Source organism: Dielma fastidiosa (assembly GCF_003475485.1).
GTDB lineage: Bacteria > Bacillota_I > Bacilli_A > Erysipelotrichales > Erysipelotrichaceae > Dielma > Dielma fastidiosa.
Genome location: NZ_QRQL01000002.1, coordinates 442,533 through 466,440 on the forward strand (window position 1 = coordinate 442,533; position 23,908 = coordinate 466,440).

Annotated in this window: 17 protein-coding genes and 1 other annotated feature; of the genes, 4 read left to right on the forward strand and 13 right to left on the reverse strand. The window is 36.5% G+C overall.

From position 1 onward, the window contains the following. The first annotated feature begins 93 nt into the window (after positions 1 to 93). On the forward strand, positions 94 to 642 hold the full coding sequence (locus tag DWZ33_RS06905) for a DUF6652 family protein (RefSeq protein WP_118454284.1): 549 nt from the start codon (positions 94 to 96) through the stop codon (positions 640 to 642). Positions 643 to 700: 58 nt separating this feature from the next. Here the strand turns inward: DWZ33_RS06905 and DWZ33_RS06910 are convergent, their stop codons facing one another. Both DWZ33_RS06910 and DWZ33_RS06915 read right to left on the reverse strand, forming a co-directional pair. Further along, the gene (locus DWZ33_RS06910) at positions 701 to 2,611 is read right to left on the reverse strand and encodes a BglG family transcription antiterminator (protein WP_022937353.1); all 1,911 of its coding nucleotides are present in this window, start codon (positions 2,609 to 2,611) and stop codon (positions 701 to 703) included. A 139-nt stretch (positions 2,612 to 2,750) separates the two neighbouring features. Further along, on the reverse strand, positions 2,751 to 3,509 hold the full coding sequence (locus DWZ33_RS06915; RefSeq protein WP_118454285.1) for an SWIM zinc finger family protein: 759 nt from the start codon (positions 3,507 to 3,509) through the stop codon (positions 2,751 to 2,753). A 299-nt stretch (positions 3,510 to 3,808) separates the two neighbouring features. On the opposite strand from DWZ33_RS06915, the gene DWZ33_RS06920 reads away from it, so the two are divergent. Continuing rightward, a complete protein-coding gene (locus DWZ33_RS06920) occupies positions 3,809 to 6,436 on the forward strand; it encodes a hybrid sensor histidine kinase/response regulator (RefSeq protein WP_118454286.1) in 2,628 nt (875 codons plus the stop codon). 111 nt (positions 6,437 to 6,547) lie between these two features. On the opposite strand, the gene DWZ33_RS06925 is transcribed toward DWZ33_RS06920, so the two are convergent. From DWZ33_RS06925 to DWZ33_RS06940, 4 genes are read right to left on the reverse strand one after another with little or no spacing between them, the layout of a single operon-like run. Further along, positions 6,548 to 7,006: a hypothetical protein gene (locus DWZ33_RS06925; protein ID WP_118454287.1), complete on the reverse strand. Its 459-nt coding sequence runs from the start codon at positions 7,004 to 7,006 to the stop codon at positions 6,548 to 6,550. Further along, positions 6,978 to 8,414, reverse strand: a complete 1,437-nt coding sequence (locus DWZ33_RS06930) for an ABC transporter permease (protein WP_022937360.1) — start codon at positions 8,412 to 8,414, stop codon at positions 6,978 to 6,980. The genes DWZ33_RS06925 and DWZ33_RS06930 overlap by 29 nt, the downstream gene beginning before the upstream one ends. Continuing rightward, the gene (locus DWZ33_RS06935) at positions 8,407 to 9,297 is read right to left on the reverse strand and encodes an ABC transporter ATP-binding protein (protein WP_118454288.1); all 891 of its coding nucleotides are present in this window, start codon (positions 9,295 to 9,297) and stop codon (positions 8,407 to 8,409) included. The genes DWZ33_RS06930 and DWZ33_RS06935 overlap by 8 nt, the downstream gene beginning before the upstream one ends. Further along, complete coding sequence (locus DWZ33_RS06940) at positions 9,284 to 9,664, reverse strand: GntR family transcriptional regulator (protein ID WP_022937362.1); 381 nt, start codon at positions 9,662 to 9,664, stop codon at positions 9,284 to 9,286. Before DWZ33_RS06940 ends, DWZ33_RS06935 begins: the two co-directional genes overlap by 14 nt. A gap of 132 nt (positions 9,665 to 9,796) precedes the next feature. Between DWZ33_RS06940 and DWZ33_RS06945 the strand changes: the two genes are divergently transcribed. Further along, positions 9,797 to 10,570 (forward strand): YhfC family glutamic-type intramembrane protease, encoded by a 774-nt coding sequence (locus DWZ33_RS06945; RefSeq protein WP_118454289.1) that lies wholly within the window; start codon positions 9,797 to 9,799, stop codon positions 10,568 to 10,570. A gap of 58 nt (positions 10,571 to 10,628) precedes the next feature. Here the strand turns inward: DWZ33_RS06945 and DWZ33_RS06950 are convergent, their stop codons facing one another. The 6 genes from DWZ33_RS06950 to DWZ33_RS06975 form a co-directional block, all read right to left on the reverse strand. Further along, a complete protein-coding gene (locus DWZ33_RS06950; protein ID WP_118454290.1) occupies positions 10,629 to 12,311 on the reverse strand; it encodes a M14 family metallopeptidase in 1,683 nt (560 codons plus the stop codon). Positions 12,312 to 12,320: 9 nt separating this feature from the next. After that, positions 12,321 to 13,058, reverse strand: coding sequence for an amino acid ABC transporter ATP-binding protein (locus tag DWZ33_RS06955; RefSeq protein ID WP_420841415.1), 738 nt, complete (start codon positions 13,056 to 13,058; stop codon positions 12,321 to 12,323). After that, positions 13,051 to 13,743, reverse strand: a complete 693-nt coding sequence (locus tag DWZ33_RS06960; RefSeq protein ID WP_118454291.1) for an amino acid ABC transporter permease — start codon at positions 13,741 to 13,743, stop codon at positions 13,051 to 13,053. Before DWZ33_RS06960 ends, DWZ33_RS06955 begins: the two co-directional genes overlap by 8 nt. A gap of 18 nt (positions 13,744 to 13,761) precedes the next feature. Further along, positions 13,762 to 14,625 carry a transporter substrate-binding domain-containing protein gene (locus tag DWZ33_RS06965; protein ID WP_118454292.1) on the reverse strand — a complete coding sequence of 288 codons (864 nt, stop codon included), beginning with the start codon at positions 14,623 to 14,625 and terminating at the stop codon, positions 13,762 to 13,764. A gap of 132 nt (positions 14,626 to 14,757) precedes the next feature. Continuing rightward, positions 14,758 to 14,970 (reverse strand) — a binding site (T-box leader). Between the two features lie 102 nt (positions 14,971 to 15,072). Next, positions 15,073 to 18,327 (reverse strand): SNF2-related protein, encoded by a 3,255-nt coding sequence (locus tag DWZ33_RS06970; RefSeq protein WP_118454293.1) that lies wholly within the window; start codon positions 18,325 to 18,327, stop codon positions 15,073 to 15,075. A gap of 75 nt (positions 18,328 to 18,402) precedes the next feature. Next, complete coding sequence (locus DWZ33_RS06975; protein WP_022937370.1) at positions 18,403 to 19,509, reverse strand: tyrosine-type recombinase/integrase; 1,107 nt, start codon at positions 19,507 to 19,509, stop codon at positions 18,403 to 18,405. A gap of 291 nt (positions 19,510 to 19,800) precedes the next feature. Between DWZ33_RS06975 and DWZ33_RS06980 the strand changes: the two genes are divergently transcribed. Beyond that, a complete protein-coding gene (locus DWZ33_RS06980) occupies positions 19,801 to 21,741 on the forward strand; it encodes a hypothetical protein (RefSeq protein WP_118454294.1) in 1,941 nt (646 codons plus the stop codon). A gap of 112 nt (positions 21,742 to 21,853) precedes the next feature. Here the strand turns inward: DWZ33_RS06980 and DWZ33_RS06985 are convergent, their stop codons facing one another. After that, positions 21,854 to 23,719, reverse strand: a complete 1,866-nt coding sequence (locus DWZ33_RS06985) for a hypothetical protein (protein WP_118454295.1) — start codon at positions 23,717 to 23,719, stop codon at positions 21,854 to 21,856. Between the last annotated feature and the right edge of the window lie 189 nt (positions 23,720 to 23,908).

The following is a 23,908-nucleotide window of genomic DNA, read 5'->3' on the forward strand; positions in this document are numbered from 1 at the left end:
AATAATGCCCTCAAATGCTATATTTAAAATAATTACGGCTTGTAATCTATGGTATTATGTAACTAACAATGTCTATGAAATGGGGAAACGTATATGAAAAAATATGTAATTGCCTTTTTAATCTGTATTTATACGACAATATTAGTACCAATTTTAATTTCTGATATACCTGATTCAGTTAGTACGCTTTTAAATATTGCCATGATTGCCGCTGCAGTTTTAGGTATTCTCTGCATGATTGCATTATTTAAAAGCATCAAGGAGATACTCCAGACGCCTAAACAGCAGGATGAATTAAATAATCTTGCCTTGTTGCTGAAAATCGCTGTACTGCCTGTCTATGCTTATACCACGCTGATTGGTATCGGTGCCGGTACGATTATGGTGATCTTCCCCGGCATGATATTCCTACTGCCTTTAATTTACGCCATAGTGACAACTTTGCTGTGCTTCCTATTAGTCATTACCTCAAGTTATTCAATTGCCTGCATCTATGTTCACTATCGAAATGGTATCTTCTCACTTAAAAAGACTATCCTGCATGTGATTTTACAAGTAATCTTTTTTATCGATGTGATTGATTATATTTATTTATTCTTCAACATCAGAAAATGCCGAAAAGAGTTAATTGATTTTGCCTAAAATAAAAGATATTTGCTTGAACATGTAAATTCAGACAAATATCTTTTTCAATTATGTATTATAATTCATCTTCAATTGTTTTAAATATCCTCATCATTGTTGAGTACCGCTTTTCATGCAGCAATAATTTAACATAATCCTTACTGGTAAGCATTTTACTTGTTAAGGTATAGAATTTTTGAAGATCACGATTCTTATTTTTTTCAATAGAGAGTAAGAAAACCAACTGTACTTTCTGTTTATCCCAAAGAATCGGCCGTTTCAGCAATGCTACACAAACAAAGGTTTCATCAGTACAAACACGGTATGGATGAGGAATCGCAATCAGATTGCCGAATTCCGTCACTGCTTTCTTTTCACGAAGCAAAACTAACTCTTTAAAATTGCGCGGAACCTTACGGTAGTTACGAATCCGCATGGTCATATAGTCAATGACTTCATCCTTACTTTTCGCAGGGACATTGACAAAAAAGAGGTTAGGATCAAAAAATCGTTCAATTGAATTTTTTGATGAAATACTCAATAGCCGCTTAACCTTGTTTTCATCCCGCGTTTCCATGAAATACTGAACACGGATAATCGGTACTGGCAGCTTTGCCTGAATCGGTACGGTACTAATCACAAAATCGATATCAGTAAAATCAATCTTTTCAATATTCATCACATCACAGGTAATCAGCTTGTTAATATATTTCCCAAACTTATCTCGGTATTGATATTCCAGCAGCTCAGCCGTTCCCCGGCCTGTACTGCATACCATTACAATATTCTTGCGGTCAATGGTTTCACGCTTACGCTCTAATGCCAGATTGATATGCAGGGCGATATAGCCAATTTCATCTTCACTAATTTCCTTGTGATACAATTCCTTTAAAGGCACACAGGCCGTAGTCGCAATCATGAAGGCCAGCATATAATGCGTCTTAATCTCCTTCAGCAGCGGGTTGCGCATATTTAGATCATACTGCAGCCTGCTTTTTAACGGAATCAAATGCAAAGCGAGGACAAGTCTTAAATTCAGATCCTGACTTAGCTCTAAATTCATCTCTTCATCTGCTACCTTAAGCATTTCATTTACTGTTTCAAACATTTCTTCATCGACAACTAGGTTAGCTTCCTCTGCAGATTTAATCATACGCTTGCCTAACAGATGAATCATAATATAACCGCATTCACTTTTAGGAACTGTAATTGAGAATTCTTTTTCAATAACATTAACAATGCGTAAAGCCAATTCATAGATTGTTTTATGCGTCTCAATCTCTTCCAGCTGTTCCACTTCCATCGGCACATAATTGCCTGTTTTAATTCGCTGAACAGCGATGTAAATATGCGTTGCCAGATTATTAAAAGCAAAATCTGACATATGATAATTCTCTTCCTCAAACAAGAGTTCAAGGATTTCAGAAATTTTTTGCAGCTGACTGCGCTGAAGCACGGCTTCGCCATCTTCGCTTTCAAATATATTGGATAGATAGTTAGAGATACAAAGCCGCAAGTCAAACTCACTGCCCTCGATTTTCATTCCATAATAAGGACGCTGAATCAATTTTAAATTATTCTTTTCCAATATCTCACGAACAGTTTTCAAATCTTGAGAAATAGTGCTTTGACTCGTATAAAGCAAATCACAAAGCTCTTCAATTTTTACATAATCATCATGCGCAAGCAAATATTCAAGGATGAATTGAACACGCTGCTGAGGTGTTACCGGCTGTACAGCTTCTTCAGCATCATCTTCTGCCACCAGCGCATTATATTGTTCACGATTCAAAACATGAAGCTGATAACCATACTTAGGCTTCGAAACTAATTCGATTCCCTCTTTATATAACTCCTCCGCAAGAATTTTCATTTCTGAACGGATTGTCCTATCTGACACATTAATTCTGCCGGCAATATATGAAGCAGTTGTATAATCTTCTTCATTGAGATATTTCATAATCTGCCGCTGTCTATTCGTTAACATATATCCACCACACCTTCAGTTACCTTTAGTTAATCATAACAGGTAATCAAAGCGTTTTCAAATACTTTACGAAACAGAAGCTTTTATTATCGTTAAATTTACATTACCATTTTTCCTCAGCAAAATAATATTTCTAAACTTATACACCTAATTCGATTGTTGCCAGCATTTCATGATAGTATATGGGATTCAGTTTCTTTTTCATCCAACCAAGCCTGCTTTCATCCTTCATCAGAATCGCTCCCAGCATTTCATAGCATGTATTAAAAATCATCCACATATCATCCAGCTCTTCATCAAGATTCAAGCGATGCATTGCATCTAATACATAACGCACACATTCAGCTTTGCATTCCCACTGACTGTCATCAATTTCATATATATCTTGTTCCAATAAAGCCAAGACTTCCTCACTGAAATTGTAATAATCTCTGCTCTCCAATTCATCAATAGCTATAGAATACTTTCTGATGATTTGATTTAACCGCTGTTTTAAAACAGTCTGCGGATCATTTTCGGCCAAGAGCTGCAGCTTATATTTTACAGCCCGCTGATCTGAAACAGAAAGCAGTATTTCTCTTAGCTTTTGTGTTGATAAACGATTAATCAGTTTACTTAAATCATGCTGCTGGATCATTTCAGCACCTTCTTCCACAGCATATAAGACCGCTGCCATATGCTTACAATAACCCATCTCCTGACCATAAATACAATCACAATTCATGATCAGCTCATCATTCTCAATTTCAATATTAACCTCATACTCATTGCCGCTGTCACTTTGAACAACAGCTTCATAACCATGTGATGTCTGCATGAGTTCTAAGACATTCCCATTCTCATAATATGCCAGGCCGCGGTCTAACGTTTTTAATGTAAAATATTTTTGCCAATCCATATAATATCCTCCTTTTTATGCTTACAGTATAGTACCAAATATCACACTATTTATGTAAGGATATGACCAAATTAAATAAATTAACAAATATAATTTCCTAAAATAGTTTTTTCTGTCTTAATTCATATAAATTACATATCTTTTAGCTCTTTGGATATTGTTCTTTCCATATTACTTTGCTATAGTTGATATGCGTATATTTATCATTTAATTCTCGTAACGCCTATTTCTGCTTACAAATGATATTCTCATAAATTAAAGACCAAGGTTGGACCTTTCTATTAAGGGCCGGAGGAAATATGAAAAAGGTTGAAATAAAACAGAATAATACAACGATTAATAAGGTTACTCTTGCAGGAACAATCTCTTTACTTGCTTTGTTACTATTATTTCTAGTTGTAACGCTCTTCAGCACAAACAGTTTGGCTTCTCAAATAACATTGCTGACTGAGCACCCTTTTACCGTAAACGGTGATATCAGTGATGTTAAAACTGATCTCGCATTAATGCGGATTCGCACCGAACGTCTGCAGTCATATAATCAGCCTGATGATATCGTTCTTGTAAGCGAAGCCTTGGAAGATATTTATATCGATATGGAAAAGCTGCTTAATGAAATAGCTGAATTATACCTAGGCCCGGATGAAGATATCCGGGCTTTAAGCGATACTTATGAAGAGCTCAAAAATGCTCATCATCAATTTTTAGCATTCTCTAAGCTTACCAGTTCATCAACAAATGAAATAGCTGAATATGAAAAAACTTATCTTTATCCGCTCTATGACACCTTTGATGCTGATGCGACCCGAATATTAACCTATGTCCGCAGTACGCAGCAAAGTATTTTCACTTCCGCAAATCAAATCAATAAGATGACAGTAATCTGGTCATGTATTATAATTGCCGCTACGGCAGTTGGTTTATTTTACTTTCAGTCATTGATCAGAAAAATGAGTCAGCGCCTCTATCAGAAAAACAATCAATTTGAAGTACTGGCTGAAACAATCGATGAATCATTTCTAATCTTTTCTAAGGAAAGAGAGGATTGTGATTTTGTATCAAGCAATACAGAGAAAGTCATCGGCATTCAAGCTGACCAGCTGCTGGCTGACCGCTCATTGATATATAATTACATGAGCAAAGAAACGGCTGAAGAATTAAGAAATACGATGTCAATTAAGAACGACGGTTCATGGGACAGTGCAATTGAGTTTTATAATCCACAAAAAATTGAACCACGCTGGCTGCAGCTTCGTTGTTATCAGGTGGGTGAAGATGAGAATGCAAAATACATTATGACACTTACTGATCATACCGAGGAAAAACGTGCTAACCAAGCGCTTATGGATGCGCTGATCAGTGCGCAAAAGGCTAATAATGCAAAGAAAGACTTCCTTTCACGCATGAGTCATGAAATTCGTACACCTATGAATGCAATTATTGGTATGACAACAATAGCTGCAGCTTCGATTGAAGACCGCGGCCGCGTTGAAGATTGCCTGGCAAAAATCAGTTATGCTTCCAAACATCTGTTGATGCTGATTAATGATGTTCTGGATATGTCCCGTATTGAAAGCAATCATATGAAAATTAATACTGAACCGTTTGAACTTTATCAATTTTTAAATAACTTTGTTTCTGTCATTTATCCGCAGGCAGCCAATAAGGGGCTTGAATTCACTGAAAAAACGTTGGGCTTTACAGATCATACAACTTACCTAGGTGATCCATTGCGGCTGAATCAGATTTTATTTAATTTAACTTCTAATGCTATAAAATTCACTCAAAGCGGCGGGAAAGTCAGCTTAGAAGTCAGTCAGCTGCCACTGCGCGGCAAAAAAGTGTGGCTGCGATTTATTGTATCAGATACCGGTATCGGCATGGATGAACAAGGTTTAAAGAATCTTTACACCCCTTTTGAACAGGCTAATGCTTCAATTGCAGGCAAATATGGCGGTACTGGGCTTGGTATGTCAATAACGCAAAATTTAGTCTCCTTGATGGGCGGTCATATTAAGGTTAAGAGTAAACCCAATGAAGGTACTGCCTTCACGGTTGAATTACCGTTTGAACAAAGTAATGTTGATTTACAGCCATTACAGGAATATGTCTTAGAATCGCTGAAAGTGCTGGTAGTTGATGATGAGCGTGATATTTGCGAGCATACTGTTTTATTGCTTAAGAAAATGAAAATCAATGCTGAATGGGTGCTCAGCGGTAAAGAAGCTGTCGAAAGTGTGGTACTGGCACAGAATAATGGAAACAGCTTTGACATCTGTTTTATTGACTGGAAAATGCCGGAGATGGATGGTTTAGAAACAGTACGGCAGATACGCGAGAAAATTGGTCCTGATACACCTATTATTATCATATCCGCCTACGATTGGTCAGATATTGAAGAAGAAGCACGCTCAATGGGTGTTAATGCATTTATAGCCAAGCCGATGTTTCAGTCATCGATATATAATGTTCTTGTAAATGTCACACATGGAGCATTTGGCAGAAGTACCGCCAAAGCAAATACTGAGCAAAATTCTTTAAAAGGCAAGCGTTTATTATTGGCTGAAGATAATGAATTGAATATGGAAATTGCCACAACCTTACTGAGCATGAATGGTGCCGATGTTGAAGGGGTGCCAAATGGTAAGGAAGCTGTCGAAAAATTTATGCAGATGGAGCCTTACTATTATGATGCGATTTTAATGGATGTCCAAATGCCGATTATGAATGGCTGTGTGGCTACAAAACATATCCGTGCATGCGGCCGCCCTGATGCTGAATTTATACCTATCATAGCAACTACCGCTAATGCCTTTACTGAAGATGTCGCCACCGTTATGGCTGCCGGAATGAATGCCCATATCGGCAAACCCATTGATATTAAGCAGCTATGCGAGGTATTAAACAGATTGTGCAGACAGCGATAATAAAAGTAAAATCTAAAAGCTCCAACCGGAGCTTTTTAATTTAAGTAACAAGTTTGCGTCAAAAAAGATTCTGCCAAACCTGACAGAATCTTTTATAACTCTTCCCTATGATTAATTATAACGTAATACTTTTTTATCCCCTTCACATTCAAAGTGAAGTCTAGCGCTCTCATCTTTGGTAATTTTAACATAATCATTGCCATTATAATCACCAAAATCAATCACAAAGCCTAATTTTTCAACTCTGCCAAAGATATGGCAAACAACCTTTCCCTGATACATAAACACTACCTGTATCATATCCTCACTAGTAGATTCCTTGATATTATCCCATTTATAACCAATAATATCATAGATGAACTCCTTTTGAAGATAAGGTGTAAAACTGTATGCTTCATCCCATTCAAAAGGAATCAATTCTTCAACATTCTCTTCAGTTTGATTTAATTCACTTAAAGCGTGTGACAGCTGCGACGCATTTACCGTCCAGATTTCATCATGTTTACTGCAGCCGCTGACTAATAAAAGAACTGCTAGTCCCTTAATCAACAATTTCCGTGTCGTAACCATAATTCATCACCTTGAAGCATTTACTTTCCAGCAAATCGCCATAATCTTCTCTAGGCAGATTGAATCGATAATAATGATCATAATCATCATCATTCACTTTGAATGCAACTCTGAGATAAATTGAATCTTCTACGTAATAATAAGAATTTCCAATATGATTCTTTTTTTCCTCAGCAGCAACTTTTTGCAGATCCAAAATATCATTTACAAACTTTTCTTCATCTTTATTCATATTACTAAGCAATATGACCGCTTCATATTCATTATCTTTGCCATTCCAATCATTATCATAATCGTAATAACTGACTTCCAACTTCGTAAATTGATCAACATTAGGTGTCTGAAGATTAATGCCGAAGAAATATGTTTCCTTGGCTGCAAAAGCAAAAACATTAAATGCCGCTAAAATCACGAAATATTTAATAATTAATTGCGGCGTGACTTTCATTGATCTTCTTGATATAAAATGCATAATCAGATAAAGAATAAAGGTAATCACCACAATCGTAATCGTAAGAATAATATCTGTTATATCTATAATATACATTGACAGAAGCAGCACGCTGGATAAGTTAACAACCAATGGATATGTGAAGAAATCATTAGAAACCTGCTCACTGTCCTCACCCTTGCGTTTTTTAAATACATTCACTGCCCAGAAATAAAAACCAACAATAATTAAAGCTTCATAGGCAATCCACAGCAAATTATATTCTAAGGCAGTAGTATATGTGCGGATGAAATCATTAAAAGAAGAAACAAAATCATTTAAAATCGTAAACGGTGATAAGAAATTAAGCATGATGCCAAAATCAAACATGCTGTCTGTAAAACCTACCGTAAATTGATTTACAAAGGACATCGAGCAGACATACAGCATGAAAGGCAGAACGACATAAGCGGCAATCAAGATTGCTGAATCGATCATGTTATTAGCCTTTGTGACAATCAATGTATTGATTGAATAAATTGCCATGGTAATAATGATAATCCCGAATAAACCTAATAAGCTATGCAAAGTGAATGAATAGAATCCATATCTAAAGGTTAAAAGCAATATGCCAATTAGGTAGTTCAATAACAAAGGCACATAGATACATGTTAAGCCTGCAAAGAAATGGACATCAAATAAATGCTTTCGGCTGATTGGCAGTGAAAAATAAGTATCCACACTTCGTTTATTGAGCATGAATTTATTAATCACAATTGGCATAATCAATGCACAGGCACCCATAAAGATTGCATACATCAATATACTGTACTCATAAATACCTCGGCCGCCGTCATAATTGGTACTGATTAAAGCAACCATCGGAAATGCCACAAAACCGATTACGGTGTATAAGAATAATAATTTTTTCTGTCTTTTTAGGATTGAAAGGTAATAATTAGTAACTGTTTTATACATTTTCAAATACCCCCTTCTTTTCCATTTCATAAATAAAGATTTCTTCAAGATTAACATTTAATACATCCATCATCAGCGGCTGCTGAGCGTTGATAATTCCCTCAATTCTATTCAAATCTCCCTTAACAACCATTGTAATAACTCTTGATGTCTGAGAATAATGAAGAATATCCAGATCACTGAAATCTGATCTTTGTTTTTCAATACTGAAGGCAAGCTGAATCTTATGAATGTTTTCTTTTGTTTCGTCCAACATACCTGAGGTTGTTATCTTATGATCATCAAGAATACCAAATGAATCACAGATATCTTCAAGCTCACGAAGGTTATGCGAAGAGATTATGATTGTCATATTCTTTTTCTCGATGCATTCGCTGATTGCCCTTTTGAATAACAGCCGCATCATCGGATCTAAACCGTCAAAGCTTTCATCTAACAGCAGCAGCTTTGGTGAGATTGCCAATGCGATTAAAATAAATGCCTGACGCTTCATTCCTTTTGAAAAGTTATTCATGACTTTATTTTCATTTAGTTTGAATATATTAAGATATTTCCGATAAATTTCATCATCAAATTGAGGATAAAATACTTTATAAAACTCAACCATCTGAGCCAGTGTCGCATTGTAGTGATAATAAGGATCATCCGACATCAGCAATAGATTCTGTTTTTGATATTCATTTTCAACGATTGATTCACCATCCACAGTGATTGTACCGCTGTCACACTTATAAATATCCGCAATACATCTCAGCAGCGTTGATTTACCAGCACCATTGGGACCGATCAAACCAAACACTGAACCATCTTTTATTTCCAAGCTGCAGTTATCAAGAACCACCTGGGTACCGAGCTTTTTAGTTACATTTTCAATTTTCAGCATGCTTCATACCCCCTTCATAGATTGATTCTATACTTGATATTAAAAGTTCCTTCTCAATATTGAATTTATGGCAATCCATAACGACTTGCTTAAATTCTTTAATTTTATTTCCCTGAATGTCAGCTTCGATATTCACTTGACTGACAAAACATCCTTTTCCTGCAACGGTGTAAACATAGCCTTGCAGTTCCAATTCCTGATAAGCTTTCGCAACTGTATTGGGATTGATGCCCAGTTCATTAGCCAGTGAACGTACTGACGGAAGCTGATCATTTGGATTCAGGATACCAAGCCCAATAAACTCAATGATTTGTTTTTTTAACTGAGCAAAGATCGGCGCTTTATCCTGCGGATTCAACATGAACATGTTTCTGCTCCTTTCTGTACCAACTGTACTATTTATATTAATACACTAATACAGTTAGTACAGTTTGTCAATAAAAACTTGCAAATTAATTTTCTTGTAATACAATTATAGGGTAATTACCAGGAGGTCGTTATGGTATCAACTACTACAATACTTGCGCTACTATTTGCGGTGATCATATTATTTTTATTAGGTTTAGGTCCTATTTTGTATTTAAAATCACAGGGCTATCGAATTATTTCGGTTGGCTTGGCAGGGGCCTTAGGCTTTTTCTTTTCACAGATAATCCTGAGGATTCCATTGATGGGTGTATTAATGTCCAATGTTTCTGTTGTCACTTTTTTTGCTCAGCATATGACACTGTACGCGCTCTTCCTAGGGGCCAGTGCCGCCTTATTTGAAACACTAGGACGATTATTTATTGTTAATATCTGTCTAAAAAAACGAAAAGGCTGGCTGGAAGGGGCTGTTGCCGGCTGGGGACATGGTTTCTGCGAAGCCTTCATTATGCTGGGGATAACATATATTTCATATATTTATTATGCTTTTCTGATTAATCAGGGAACGTTAGCAACAATGGGACTTGACCCGGCTTCAGTAGCATCCATTACCACAACGCTGAGTTCATTCCCCGCTTGGGCAATCATTGTCGCTTTATTGGAGCGTGTATTCGCAATGCTGCTGCACTGTGCGTTGACAACACTGATTATGACAAAAAGCATGGATGGCAAAACACTGATTGGCTGCTTAGCTGCTTTTCTAATTCATATGGCTTTGGATGCCGGTGTTGCATTGCTTCAGATTAATGGTGCTTCACTCTTCATTCTTGAATTGCTGCCGGCCGTCTTTGCCATCTTATCAATAGGGTATTTGTTTAAATCTTATAATAAATATAAGAATGCATAAATAAAACATACACTTGGAAAGCTATAGCTGATTTGCTTTCTAGTGTATGCTTTTTATTTTATAAAATACATTGAATGGAAGCTTTTCCTGCCTTTTGACTAGTGGCGGTTAAAGTTACTAAATCATTCTGTTTACCGCTTATAATCCAAGTGAATCGCTTAAGCTGCGGGGCATGCTTTTGAGTTGTTATCCCATCATACCCATAATAAGTATTAACGCCTGATACACCCTCTAACGCATTTACCATCAGTACCGCTTCTCCCTCAATAACCTCACAGCCGGATAAAGCGATATGAACTGGCTGATCAATTTTCTGCCGTTTCGCACTGTCAGTAAGATAAGTCGGCATGTAACCAGTATTGCCAAGCACTGCCTCCAATTTATAAATGCCGTCACAGATTTTTTCAGTTTTTACTGATTCAAATTTAAGTTTTGGCAGAGCATAAGCATTCGCAAGCATGAACTTTGCAGTTTTTTCAACTTCCTGAAGTAAATAATCACAAGGTGGATTTTGATGGATAAATTTATAATCGAAGCCGCCGATTTCCACAGTACCAAGCTGTGGGTGATCATACGCTGTCCAAGGCTTAATAGCACTTTCACCAACATTCTCTTTGATCCACTTTAAAACCATTGCATATTCAGCTTCCTGTACATCATCATCCTTATCCTTACGCGGCCAGCTCATATCCGCGCCTGCACGTTCAAATAAATTCCATAATTCGATTGTATAAGCCGGTATGCCCTGTGTTTCATAACACCAATCATCAAACGCGCCAGAGGAATAATTTTCAATATCTGTCAGAAAACCATCAAAAATATTTACAGTCTCATAACCCATGATCTGCTTTGCCATTTTCCCAACTTTTTTAAACAAATCCATATCCTTTTTTAACGCCTTAGCTTCTGGATATGTTCCTGGCGGATAAACAAGTACACCGCCTGTTGTATGCAAAGTAGAAACAAAACCAATATTAGGATGGGCTAACACAAAATCAGCTACTGCTTTATTTTCCGGATTACTCAACGGATATTTACCCGCTCCCGGCTGACGCACCTCACTAAACCAGCCAAACGGATAATTGCGGTTAAAATCCAAACCCCATTTTTCTTTGGCTAATTCTATATGCAAGCCATCATAATTAATAATTTCACCTTCTGGATAAATATTATAGAAATCGCCCTGAACATCAAAAGGTGTTCTTTTTGTCATTACCTGCGGATCTTTTTCAGACACTTTCCATGCGCCGTAAGGTGTTTTTACACGCATCATACGAATTACGCCGTCACCGTCTATGTCGCCAGGATGCAGACCATCAGCCAATTCTGATAATGGATAATTCCGATTTACTGAACGCAGACGCTGATCACTGTGCAGATAAACATCTGAACCATCAGGTGAAATCTTTGGAATGATATAAAAAGTATAATTTTTTAATAAATCGGTAATTTTCTCATCCTTATTATAATTTGTACATAAGAGATCCACTGTATACATCGCCGCCATTGAACCGGTTACTTCACCGGCATGATGATTGCCATCAATATAATAGGCTGGTTTGGCAGCTGCTTCTTTAGCGCTTGAATCAGTAAGGGCAACTGCCCAAACATCCTTTCCTTCTTCACTCACACAAATACTTTCCAGCTGCATTAAGCTTGGATACTGCTTTAACAAGTGTTTTAAACATTCACTCATTTCCAGCCAATCATAATAATGATCATAATTAAATGTTGTCTGCATAAATCCTCCTTATAATACTTTACTCAAAAACTCAATCGTTCTTGGATTCTTTGCATTCTTGAAAATATCCTCTGGTGTCCCCTGTTCGGCAATAATCCCGTCATCCATGAATAAAACACGATCACTGATTTCTCTGGCAAAGCCCATTTCATGAGTAACAATCACGATAGTCATCCCATTATCCGCCAGATCTTTGATTACCTCCAAGACATCTTTAACCATTTCCGGATCAAGGGCACTGGTTGGTTCGTCAAATAACATTACATCAGGTTCCATAGCCATAGCTCTTACAATGGCAAGACGCTGTTTCTGTCCGCCTGATAATTTTCTTGGATATTCATCTGCCTTGCTTTCTAGCCCCACTTTTTTAAGCAGCCGCATTCCCATTTCCGTGGCTTCCGCTTTTGACACTCCTTTTTCAAGAGTTGGCGTTATGGTAATATTCTCTAATACAGTAAGATGCGGAAATACATTGAAATGTTGGAAAACCATGCCGATTTTTTGCCGATGCTTGTCGATATTCAGATTTTTCGCTGCTATATCGACACCTTCAAAGATAACTTGGCCGCTGGTTGGTTCCTCAAGTAAGTTCAAGCAGCGCAGAAAGGTACTTTTTCCCGAACCGGATGGACCAATGATTGACACAACTTCACCCTTATGAATTTCTTCATTAATGCCTTTTAAAACTTGTAAATCACCGAAATTCTTACACAGGTCTTTTACCTGAATCAACGCCTGATTAATCACTGACACTCAACCTCTTTTCCATATAACCAACAACCTTTGATAATGAATAAGTTACGATAAAATAAATGATTGCAATTATGAACAGCGGCTGCCAGCTAAGGAATTTAGTCGACATCAGCAATGTTCTTGTATACATTAACTCATTGATGAATAAGACAGATGCCAATGATGTTTCTTTAATCATCATAATAAATTCATTTCCCAATGCCGGCAGAATATTTTTAATTGCCTGCGGCAGAATAATTTTCAGCATCATATTGCGATTGCTCATGCCAAGACTCTTCGCGGCTTCTGTCTGTCCTTTATCAACTGCCTGAATACCGGAACGAATAATTTCAGAAACATAGGCACTGGAGTTAATAATCAACGAAATGACAACCATGTAGTATTCCTTCACATTCGCTAAAATTGGAAATGCAATCGGCAGAAAGAAGGCAAAAATATAAAGCTGAACCAGAATTGGCGTACCTCTTATAACCTCAACATAAATATTAGCAATACCCCTTAAAATCTTCCATTTTGACATTTTAGCTAAGGCGATGACAGCCCCTAAAACGGTACCGAATAAAACGGTAATAGCAGCAAGCTGCAAAGTTCCCAGCAAACCATCAACAAAGATTGGATAATTCTCATAAAACACTCTCCATATTTCAGTAATGAGTGAAAATAAAGTTAAATTTTGCATTGGACTTCAATCCTTTCATTAATCTTCAAATTTAATGCCTAATTCTTTAGCAGTGGCTTTCGCTGCCGTATTCCATTCATCATAGAGACCTTTTTCATTAACCTCATCAATGATTTCATTAATTTTAGCTAACAGCTCTGTCTGCCCTTTCTGAACAGCCGCGACATTACCATCATGTTCTGAATCATAAGTAATATCAAATTCAGCATCCGCTTTGACTAAATCTTCATTGGCTGAAGCGTACCCTTTCGCAAGATCACATGTACATGCAAGTGCATCAACCTTACCGGTTTCCAATGACATAACACCAATATCTAATGATGTTACTTGCTGCAATTTAGCATCCGGCAGCTGTTCCTTGGTATAACCTTCCTGTAATGAAGAAACCTGTGCAGCAATAGTCGCATTCGCTAAATCAGCAAGCGTTGTATATTTAGCAGCATCCGCTTTTTTAATCAAGAAACCATGACAAGAAGCTTCACCATCTTTATTAAAGCCATGGGATAGTTCGAAGCTTTCTTCACGATCTTCACGCCAGCCAAAACCACTGATAGCGATATCGGCATTGCCAAGATCCACAGAGCTTAACACGGCTGTAAAGTCCATTGCTTTTATTTCAAAATCAACGCCAAGCTGTTCCGCGATATATTTCCCAAGTTCAATATCAGCTCCAACATACTGATCAATACCCGATTTAGTATTGTCGATGAATTCAAATGGCGGAAAATCTGGTGAAACAGCCATTACTAATTTCCCTTTTTGTTGAATTTCTTCTAATTTATTTTGCGGCGCTGCACTTTGTCCGCCTTCGTTATTGGATGAACATGCCGTCATTGTAAAGCTTAATAAGCACGCGGCAGCAATTGTTAATAGTTTCTTCATGAATTGATCCTCCCTTAGATGTTTTTGTTATTCATAAATTTATAGTAATAATCAAGCACAATTTCGTCGCTTTTTACTATTCTGTTCCATTCTAGCCTCCTATGGTAAAAGAAAACGTCTCTGAATATAAAATCCAGAGACGTTATTAAACGCGGTACCACTCCAGTTATTCATGCTCCGCACATGAACCACTCTTCCTGTAACGCCGGGTAAGCGATCCATCCTACTCATTTCAGACAGACATCTCGCAAGTGCGCTTCAATATTTCTTCCTCGATCAGGCTTCCACTCTGTCCTGACTCGCTGGCGATTCTTAAATATTTACTCTCTTGGTCATCAACTTTATGGTGTTAGTTTACACCCTTGAAAATCGTATGTCAACCATTTTCTGAAAATAATTATTTTGTTTTCTTGCTTTTCATATTTTTATTTTCATTATCTTTCATCATTATTTTTCAACCACAGATAAGAAGTCCATAAAATCACTCTTACTCATTATATCCTGAGTAATACCGCCTTCAGAAATAATCTGATCAGACAGCTGAGCCTTTTTCTCCTGCAGTTTTTCGATCTTTTCTTCAATCGTGTCTTTTGCTAATAGCTTATATACAGTTACTACCTGCTCCTGACCGATGCGGTGAGTACGATCTGTGGCCTGATTTTGAGCTGCCAAGTTCCACCAAGGATCATAATGAATGACGATGCTGGCTGCTGTCAAATTTAAACCAGTACCGCCGGCTTTTAAGGAAATTAAAAATACCGGTATCTGATCTTTATTAAAACGATCTACCAATTCACGCCGCTTTTCCTTTGTTGTAGAACCTGTCAGCATATAAGCATCAATTTTCAACTCATCAAGCCTGCCCTTAATAATATCGAGCATGGAAGTAAATTGTGAGAAAATCAGAATCTTATTATTAGCGTCAATCGCACTGTTTACCAGCTCCATGCAAGCCTCTAATTTTGCCGAACCACCTTGATAATCATCATAGATAAGCGATGGGTCGCAGCACAATTGTCTGAGTTTTGTTAATTCAGCTAAGATTTGGATGCGGCTTGTTTTAAACTCATCATCACTCTTGGCTGCCAGTGATGCTAAGACCTTTTGAGCATTGGCGTTATAAAGACATTCTTGTTCATTTTCCATTTTTGAAAGAATAACTTTCTCGATTTTATCCGGCAATTCTTTTAAAACATCCCGCTTCAAACGGCGCAGAATGAAGGGTTTGACCATTTTTTGAAGACGTTTACTGATTTCATTATCCGTATTGGCGATAATTGGATTTTCATATTTCTTTCTGAATTTTTGATAGCTGCCCAGCAAGCTCGGCATCAGATAATCAAAAATGCTCCATAATTCACTTAATGAATTTTCAATTGGTGTACCAGTCAAGGCAAAGCGAATATCAGCCTGAATACTCTTCACTGCCTTTGCTGCCTGCGTGGTATAGTTTTTAATATTCTGTGCTTCATCGATAATTTCGTAATCGTATTGATAATTTTTATAGGATTCTAAATCACGTTTCAATAAATCATAAGATGTCAGCGTAATATCATACTGTCCCTGTTTGCCGATCAATTCTTTACGCTGTTCTGTAGTGCCCACGATTGTACATACCGACAAGAATGGCGCAAATCGCTGAATCTCACTTTCCCAGTTATAAACTAAGGAAGCTGGGCATACGATTAAAGCTTTAATGATTTTGTTTTCAGCTTCTGCCTCACATACTTTAGCTAGTAAAAAAGCTATAATTTGAACCGTTTTACCTAAGCCCATATCATCAGCTAAAATACCACCAAAGCCTAAATCAGCCAGCGTTCTGAGCCATTGATAGCCGAATTTCTGATAAGGGCGCAATTCTGTTTTCAGATCCTTGGGGCTTTCATAATCACTATTTTCGATATTCTGCATATTCCGAATAATCTGCCGAAAATCATAATTTCTAACGGTTTCAATCTCAGCTTCATTATCTTTTAACACTTGATTGATATAAAGAGAATGATATTTAGGAAGCTGCAGATGCCCGTCCGCGAGCTGTTTTGTATCTAATTCAAGCCCCTCACTTAGTTCAGCTAATGCGGAAAGTGATGAATCCTCTAATTGAATAAAATTACCATTTTTAAGCCGATAATATTTTTTATGCTGATGATAGCTGTTGAGTAATTGCTCTAATTCATCCGGCGGTAAGTTTGTAGTAAGCTTCATGTCCAGTAAGCCAACATTTAAGCTGACATTAACATTAACTTTCGGCGGCCGAGTGATGATAAGACTTCTCATTGATGAGCTTAAATATACCTCACCAAGCTGGCGAAGCTGATCCAGCCCTGTAGAAATCAATTTATAAATAGATTCCTCATCCTCCCAAGCAATAAAGGCAAAATCATTCCCACATTCTGGGAAATATTGATGCAAGGTATGCAGCGCTTGGCCTTCTTTTATTACATCGCGGTTCAATATATCCTTATTCTCCAATAGACTAAAAAGATTACATTTTAAATCTCCATAAACCGCATACGGTTCACAGCAAATGATATCGATTGCTTCATCAGCCACATGATCAAAATAGAACTGAATAATACACGGTACTGGCCGAAAACTATCTAATGAGCTTGCTTTCTCACAGATTGTTGTTGCTTCTAACGCAGACAGAAAAGATGAGCAAAATGCAGGCAGATCTTCCTCACTAATTGTATATTCATATTTTCCTGTATGTGTAAGCTCGAAGAGGTCTAAAGCATCCCGCGGATAATCGTCAGGAAACCGATAGAATACTTTATTATGATATAAATAGGCACGATCAAAATTACGGATGCATACCAATTTGGGTAAGGTTAAAATCCAATTCAGTCCTGCTTGATCGACCTTGCTGTATAGTACAGGCAAGCTGTCTTTGATATCTGCCAAATCATCATTCACATGAATCTTTTCATCTTTGAGAATTTCAAGCAATTGTATCAATGAATTACTACTGAGGGGTATTTTACGGATGGTAGGTGAATCATTGTAATAACGGCTATTATACAATTTATTGAAGCCTTCATTTTCACAAAGATATGCATGAATAAAGTCATATAGCAGCAAGCCAGTCTTAGTAAATGCTGTCCTGGAGTGTATGAAGGCAAGTTTCTTTCCGTAACTGTAATGTTCAAGATTACTGACAAGCCGATCTAAAAGGCCAAGATCCTTAAGAACATATTTTTTATCTTTGGTTCCTATTTTGAATTCGACACTCCATTCTTTTAGTTCACTGATATGAAAAAATGGTTCAAGTTCAATTATGCCGTCAACACCGCCTTCAAAATAAGTCTGAGCATTCTTTAGGGTTTGTTGTTTCATTAAATGCATCAGCTGGCTGTTAGTTTTATATTTAAGATTGCTTACATCCAGCTCATGAGCAATTTGTTTTTGGTGGATGTGCAGTGCTAAAGCGATGCAATGTTTGCATGGTCCATAGTATTTCTGAAAGGCTTCACAATTGCAGCCGCTTCTTTCCATATAACCAGTATCACCATCATAGATAATTCTAGTATCGTATGGCTGGTCATATGAGCCCTGTACTTCAGCACAGATCATAATCAGATTATCATCGAGTCCTTCAACACTGATGATATCAATGGCGTTGCTTTTCACAATCTTTTCTGCCTTACGAAAAGTATCTGGATATACCCGATAACGGAGACCATCAATATTTATATTTTTCATTTTAACTCATCCCCTCCGCTTGAATCCATTATAATACATCTTATGGTATATGCACAGATGTAAGATTAGCGTGAATTAATAACAGTTTTCATTAATAATTTTTACTAATTCATCTTCGGTTTCAAAGAAGAGATGCGTATAAACACCAAGAACGGTTTCTACATTATCACCTAACCGTGAGGCTATGGCTTTAATGTTGGCACCTTTATTAATCAGAAATGAGGCGTGGGAATGTCTCAGATCATGGATGCGGATTACCGGAACACCAGCAAATTCAGCGTATTGTTTGAATAACACGCCGATATATTTAATTCCTAACGGCTGTTCATCACCAAATACAAAATTGGTACGGGAGAAATTTTCTTCTTGGGAAACTCTGGCATAACGGTCTCGCATGATTTTGATCAGCATGTCCGGCATTTTTATCGTCCTGATGCTGTTTTTGGTTTTAGGGGGTGTAAGTTTATAAGGAATACCTTTTAATTGCTGGGCGATTGTCTTATTAATTTTGACGGTATTATTATCAAAGTTGATATCGTTCCAGTTCAAGGCAAGACTTTCCCCTTTTCGGCAGCCCATGAAGTATTGGAAATTATAGAAGCAATAATAGCGGTTGTGTTTGTTCTGATCTACGTTTTCTATGAATGCCGAAAATTCGTCGTAGGTCCAGAAATGGATTTCCTCCTCGAGCTCATCGGGTCTTACCAGTTTAGCGACCTTATCTACCGGGTTGCTTTCAAGCAGGTCTTCTCGTACAGCGTAAGCGAGTATTTTATGGGCAAGGCTTCTGATTTTATTTACATATGAAGTACTGGCGCCGTTTTTCTCCATTTCGTCAAGGATGACTTGTATGGTTGCAGGTTTTATATCACACAAACATACTGGACGGAGACGAACGAGTTTTGTTAATCCAAATTTATCATTTTGAATGGTTGTGCTTTTGCGCACGTTGCGGCGGTCTTCAAAATAAATTTCGCAGAGCTTGCCGAATGTTACTGTGCTGCCCGTTCTTACCTCGTAGCGTTCCAGTTCTTTTTTCATTATGAAATTTTTTTCAAGTATGCGTGCATCTTCCAGACAGGTGCATCCCTTGGCTAATCGATTGTAGAATACACTTCTGCCGTCGGGTAGTGTGTATTTCCCTTTGTAGTAAAATTTATTATCCCTTTGATAAACAGACATGTTATTAATTCCTCCTCTGGGGTTATGGGTTTAATTTATCATATAGGGTTGATGATTTACAAGGAGAAATGATGTTTATTTCATTTATATTGATTTTTATTTTGTGAAAACCGCCAATGAGTTTGATTTTTCATTTTGTGTAACTAGGTGCAGTTATAATATTAATTTTCATGTTCGAAAACACAAAAATCTCTACTTCTTCAGTCAGCATGCACAAACAATAGACATAAAAGTGTCCTAAAATAAGTTAATTCCAATGGGGAAAGAGAAAGAGTGAGGAGATTTATTTATATGAATAAATATTCAAGTAAGGCCGTTAAGACTGCTGCTACAGTTGGTATGTCTTTGGCTATGGTTTTGAGTGCTGTACCTGCTGTAGGTAACGCAACTGTTGCTCAGGCTGCCATTAAAGATGTTGTAAGTGCAAGAACTACTGCAACAGAAGCACAAAAAGTCTTAGCAGCTGTTTTAGATGAAATTACAGATTATGCTGACTTGTTTGGCAAAACTGTTTTGGCAACTGATAAAACTGAAATTAAGATTAGCGACGCTAAAAACTATTATGTTACAATTCCTGCCAATGCAGAATTCAGCACTTTAAAGGATTTAGTAGTTACAAGTCAAGAAGACAGCACTACTGATGAAGTAGTCAGAAATGGTATTGGTGATGCAACAAAATTAGAAGAAATTGCTAAGTATTTAGTAGCTAACTCATACGCAATGGATGATGCTGATATTGATGAAGATGTTATCGCTTTTGCTAAATTCATTAAGGGTTATAAAGAAGCTACAGATAAATTAGGAAATTATTTTGATGCTGATGGTGCATTTATAAATGAAGGAACAACTGTAATCAAAGAAATTGCAGAAAATGGATATACTAAAGATACAGATACAGATAAAGCAGAAGAAATATACAAAATCATCAAAGATAATGAAAAATATCTAAACGCTGTTGTAAAAACTGATGCTGATAAAGATTTAATTAATGATTTTAGAGCAGAAGTTGAAGATTACAAAGGCGAAAATGAAGATGTATACAACAAGGAATATGTTAAAGAATTAGAAGACACACCACTTGTTGGAGATGTAACAGTTTATGATGCTGTTGAAAAGGGAGCTGCTATTTCATATACTAAGCTAGCAACAGTAGAAAAAGTATTAAAGAACATCAAAAATGACGATGTTACTAAATTAGCTGATATTGCTGATTACGATGATGTTAAAGATTCCGAAGAAGTAGCTAACTATATCGAAGGTTTAGAAACTATTGTTTCTGAAATGAAAGAAGTAAAAGCTCTTCTTAAATCAACAAATGATGATGTTAAATCATACAAAAAAGATCTTGCTTCCAAAGTTAATAAACTGGCTGATGCTGCTAACGCTTATTTAACAGATGATGGCAAAGATACTGTAAAAACAGAAGAAAAAGAAACTGCTCTTAATGCTGCATTAAATGCATTCAGAGAAGCTGATGCAACTGCTTTAAAGAACTTTGTTGAAGATTTCATCGGAGAATTCTATACATTAACTCCAAAACAGTTAAACAGTGGTAAATATGTTGTTCGTTTAGAAAATGCTGATTATGGCCGTTATGTGGAAACTAAAGATGTATTTGGTTTATTTGAAAAAACAACAGATAAAGGATTAGAATACTTATTAACTACGGTTATTGACAATGAAGAAAGTGAAGAAACTTACTATGATACAGTAATTAATGCTGTAACTACAGTTGAAGAATTACTAAAAGCTGTAACTGATGATATCGAAGGATTAACATTAAATTCTACTTTAACATCAGCACAAGCTAACAAGATCATTAAGGCTAAAAAAGCATTGAATCAATTAGTTAATAAAAATGGTAAAATCGAATCTGAATATGCTAATGCTTTAACTTCAAAAGAAAAGAAAGCTGTATTAGCTAATCAAGAATTAATTGAAACTTTATATTTAAAATTGATTCTTAACGGAACAGTAACTCAATCAGGATGGGTAGACAAAGGCAATGGCGATTGGGATTACATCGCAGAAGATGGTTCTAGACCTTCTAAATGGATCGCTTCAGGTGCTAACTGGTATTATGTAAAGAACGGTACAATGTTACGTAACTCTTGGATCGCTTCTGATGCTCAGGGTACTAGATGGTATTATGTTGATGATAACGGTGTAATGGTTTCTAATACGACTGTTAACGGTTATACTTTCAACTCTTACGGCGTTTGGGTTAAATAATTAACTAAACAAATAACACTTAAAGGAGATTTGTGATGGATCTCCTTTTTGCATGCAAAAAGAGATGCACATCTCTGTACATCTCAATTTAGTAATTTAGATTGTTTTACAATTAACCGTTGTAAGAAGGGCTCATGTAAACGCCGTAAGAATTGATCCAGCAACCATCTACAGATTGGTTCGTAACCATCTTACCAGCATTGTCTAAGTAGTACCAACGACCGCCGTCAGTAGCCAACCAAGTATTTCTCAGCATCTTACCGTCTTTGATCATATACCAATCAGAACCTGAAGCAACCCATTTGTAAGCAGCAGGAGTACCATCTTCATTGTTGTAACCCCAGTTACCGTTACCCATGTCATACCATCCAGCTACTGCTGTAGTACCTAAGTTATCAAATGCTTCACGTAAGTTAGTAATCTTAGTGTCAGCCTGACGTACTGTCTTAAGCTCTTTATCAGTTAAGTTATTTACATATTTGCCCTTATTGTAATATAACTCATAGATAGCATCTTCAGCAGCTTCTAAAGCAGCTTTGTCAGTCGTTTTGATATTAGCAGGTGTAATCTTTGCAATACCAGTTGTTACTGCATCAAGAGCTTCGTTGAATGCATCCATATGTGCTTCTACATAGTCATAACCAAATTCACCAGTTTCAGTATCAACTACTTTTAATAAGAATCCTGGTACATTGTCCATGATGATACTCTTTTGAGCAGCTGAAACATATGAATTAAAATCTGATTTATCTCTATAGTAATTGCCTACTTTTGATGTTTCGAAACTCCATACAGAATCAAGAACTTCTTCTTTCAAATCTTTTAAGATAGCCCATTGTTCATTATCCAATACTTTAGCAACAGCTTTTGCTTCTTCTTTAGCAGTTGATGCATTAGTACCAGCTACATATTTACCATTTGCGTCCACTTTACCGTATTTCAGATTCGTTTCACCTTTGAAGAAATCAACTAAGAAAGATTTAACAGTTTTATCTTCATCATCAGTTTTAGTTTTATTGTAAGCTTTATATGCATCTGTTGAAGCTATATCAGTAATATTACCGATATTATCAATTACATCTTGATAAGTATCGATTAAAGAAATAACTAAATCTTCATCTTTGAATTGGTCATAATCAGTTGCGTCTTTAATTGCATTGATACGACCTTTTACTGCAGATTTACTTGATAAAGTCACTTTTGTTACTTCATACTTTTTGTCTTTATCATCCTTATCTTTAGTCTCATCAGTTACCGTACCTAATCCTGTGATTGAATGTTCATCAGCATTTAAAATAGTATTTTTGCCATCTAAATCATTCTCTAAAACTTTAGAGAATGCATCATAGAAATCAGCTAAATCTGCATCATAATCATCAGATGAGATTTCTAGGATATCTTCTAGAACAGTTTGAGCACGATTCAATAATACTTCAAAATCACCGCCCATGATTCCTGTCATTGCTTTCTTATCATCTTTTAAATCAGATAATTTAGATTTAGCGTCAGTTTTAGTTGTTGTGTAATCAGTAGCTAAATATGTTGCAACATAACCACCAACCGTAGTTGAAGTAACATCTGCTAATGAAGAATAGCCAGCACCGAAAGCAGCTGTCATTGCAGAGTTGAAATCCAACATTTTTGTTACATTTTTATAAGCATCACCATAAGATAATGAAGTTCTGAAAGTTGCTAAATCTGCAGCATTAGCTTCAATTGCCTCATAAATAGTTACCTTTGTCTTACCATCGGCAGCAGTGATTTTTAATGCATCATCCATATTTGAATCTGCAAAAGTTGTATCACCTAATTTGTCTAAAATTGCATTATAAACGGTTCTACCACAATCAACAGTTCCTGTAGTTGAACATACATCAGGAGTAGCAGCCAACACTGGAGTAGCAGCACTCAAAACCATAGCCAAAGACATACCAACTGTAGCAGCAGTCTTAACGGCCTTACTTGAATATTTATTCATATAAATAAATCTCCTCTCTCTTTCTCTTTCCCTATTGGAATTAACTTATTTTAGGACACTTTTATGTCTATTGTTTGTGCATGCTTTCCATAAAATAAAAAATTTGCTTTATATTAAGGACAATATAAATATTCAATTCTATTATTCAGGCATATACCCAATTACATTTCTGTTAACTAAGGCATTAAA

Excerpts from the sequence above, each read along its gene's own strand:
- DWZ33_RS06905 (WP_118454284.1), top strand. The coding sequence starts at position 94 with ATGAAAAAATATGTAATTGCCTTTTTAATCTGTATTTATACGACAATA.
- DWZ33_RS06910 (WP_022937353.1), bottom strand. The coding sequence starts at position 2,611 with ATGTTAACGAATAGACAGCGGCAGATTATGAAATATCTCAATGAAGAA.
- DWZ33_RS06915 (WP_118454285.1), bottom strand. The coding sequence starts at position 3,509 with ATGGATTGGCAAAAATATTTTACATTAAAAACGTTAGACCGCGGCCTG.
- DWZ33_RS06920 (WP_118454286.1), top strand. The coding sequence starts at position 3,809 with ATGAAAAAGGTTGAAATAAAACAGAATAATACAACGATTAATAAGGTT.
- DWZ33_RS06925 (WP_118454287.1), bottom strand. The coding sequence starts at position 7,006 with ATGGTTACGACACGGAAATTGTTGATTAAGGGACTAGCAGTTCTTTTA.
- DWZ33_RS06930 (WP_022937360.1), bottom strand. The coding sequence starts at position 8,414 with ATGTATAAAACAGTTACTAATTATTACCTTTCAATCCTAAAAAGACAG.
- DWZ33_RS06935 (WP_118454288.1), bottom strand. The coding sequence starts at position 9,297 with ATGCTGAAAATTGAAAATGTAACTAAAAAGCTCGGTACCCAGGTGGTT.
- DWZ33_RS06940 (WP_022937362.1), bottom strand. The coding sequence starts at position 9,664 with ATGTTCATGTTGAATCCGCAGGATAAAGCGCCGATCTTTGCTCAGTTA.
- DWZ33_RS06945 (WP_118454289.1), top strand. The coding sequence starts at position 9,797 with ATGGTATCAACTACTACAATACTTGCGCTACTATTTGCGGTGATCATA.
- DWZ33_RS06950 (WP_118454290.1), bottom strand. The coding sequence starts at position 12,311 with ATGCAGACAACATTTAATTATGATCATTATTATGATTGGCTGGAAATG.
- DWZ33_RS06960 (WP_118454291.1), bottom strand. The coding sequence starts at position 13,743 with ATGCAAAATTTAACTTTATTTTCACTCATTACTGAAATATGGAGAGTG.
- DWZ33_RS06965 (WP_118454292.1), bottom strand. The coding sequence starts at position 14,625 with ATGAAGAAACTATTAACAATTGCTGCCGCGTGCTTATTAAGCTTTACA.
- DWZ33_RS06970 (WP_118454293.1), bottom strand. The coding sequence starts at position 18,327 with ATGAAAAATATAAATATTGATGGTCTCCGTTATCGGGTATATCCAGAT.
- DWZ33_RS06975 (WP_022937370.1), bottom strand. The coding sequence starts at position 19,509 with ATGTCTGTTTATCAAAGGGATAATAAATTTTACTACAAAGGGAAATAC.
- DWZ33_RS06980 (WP_118454294.1), top strand. The coding sequence starts at position 19,801 with ATGAATAAATATTCAAGTAAGGCCGTTAAGACTGCTGCTACAGTTGGT.
- DWZ33_RS06985 (WP_118454295.1), bottom strand. The coding sequence starts at position 23,719 with ATGAATAAATATTCAAGTAAGGCCGTTAAGACTGCTGCTACAGTTGGT.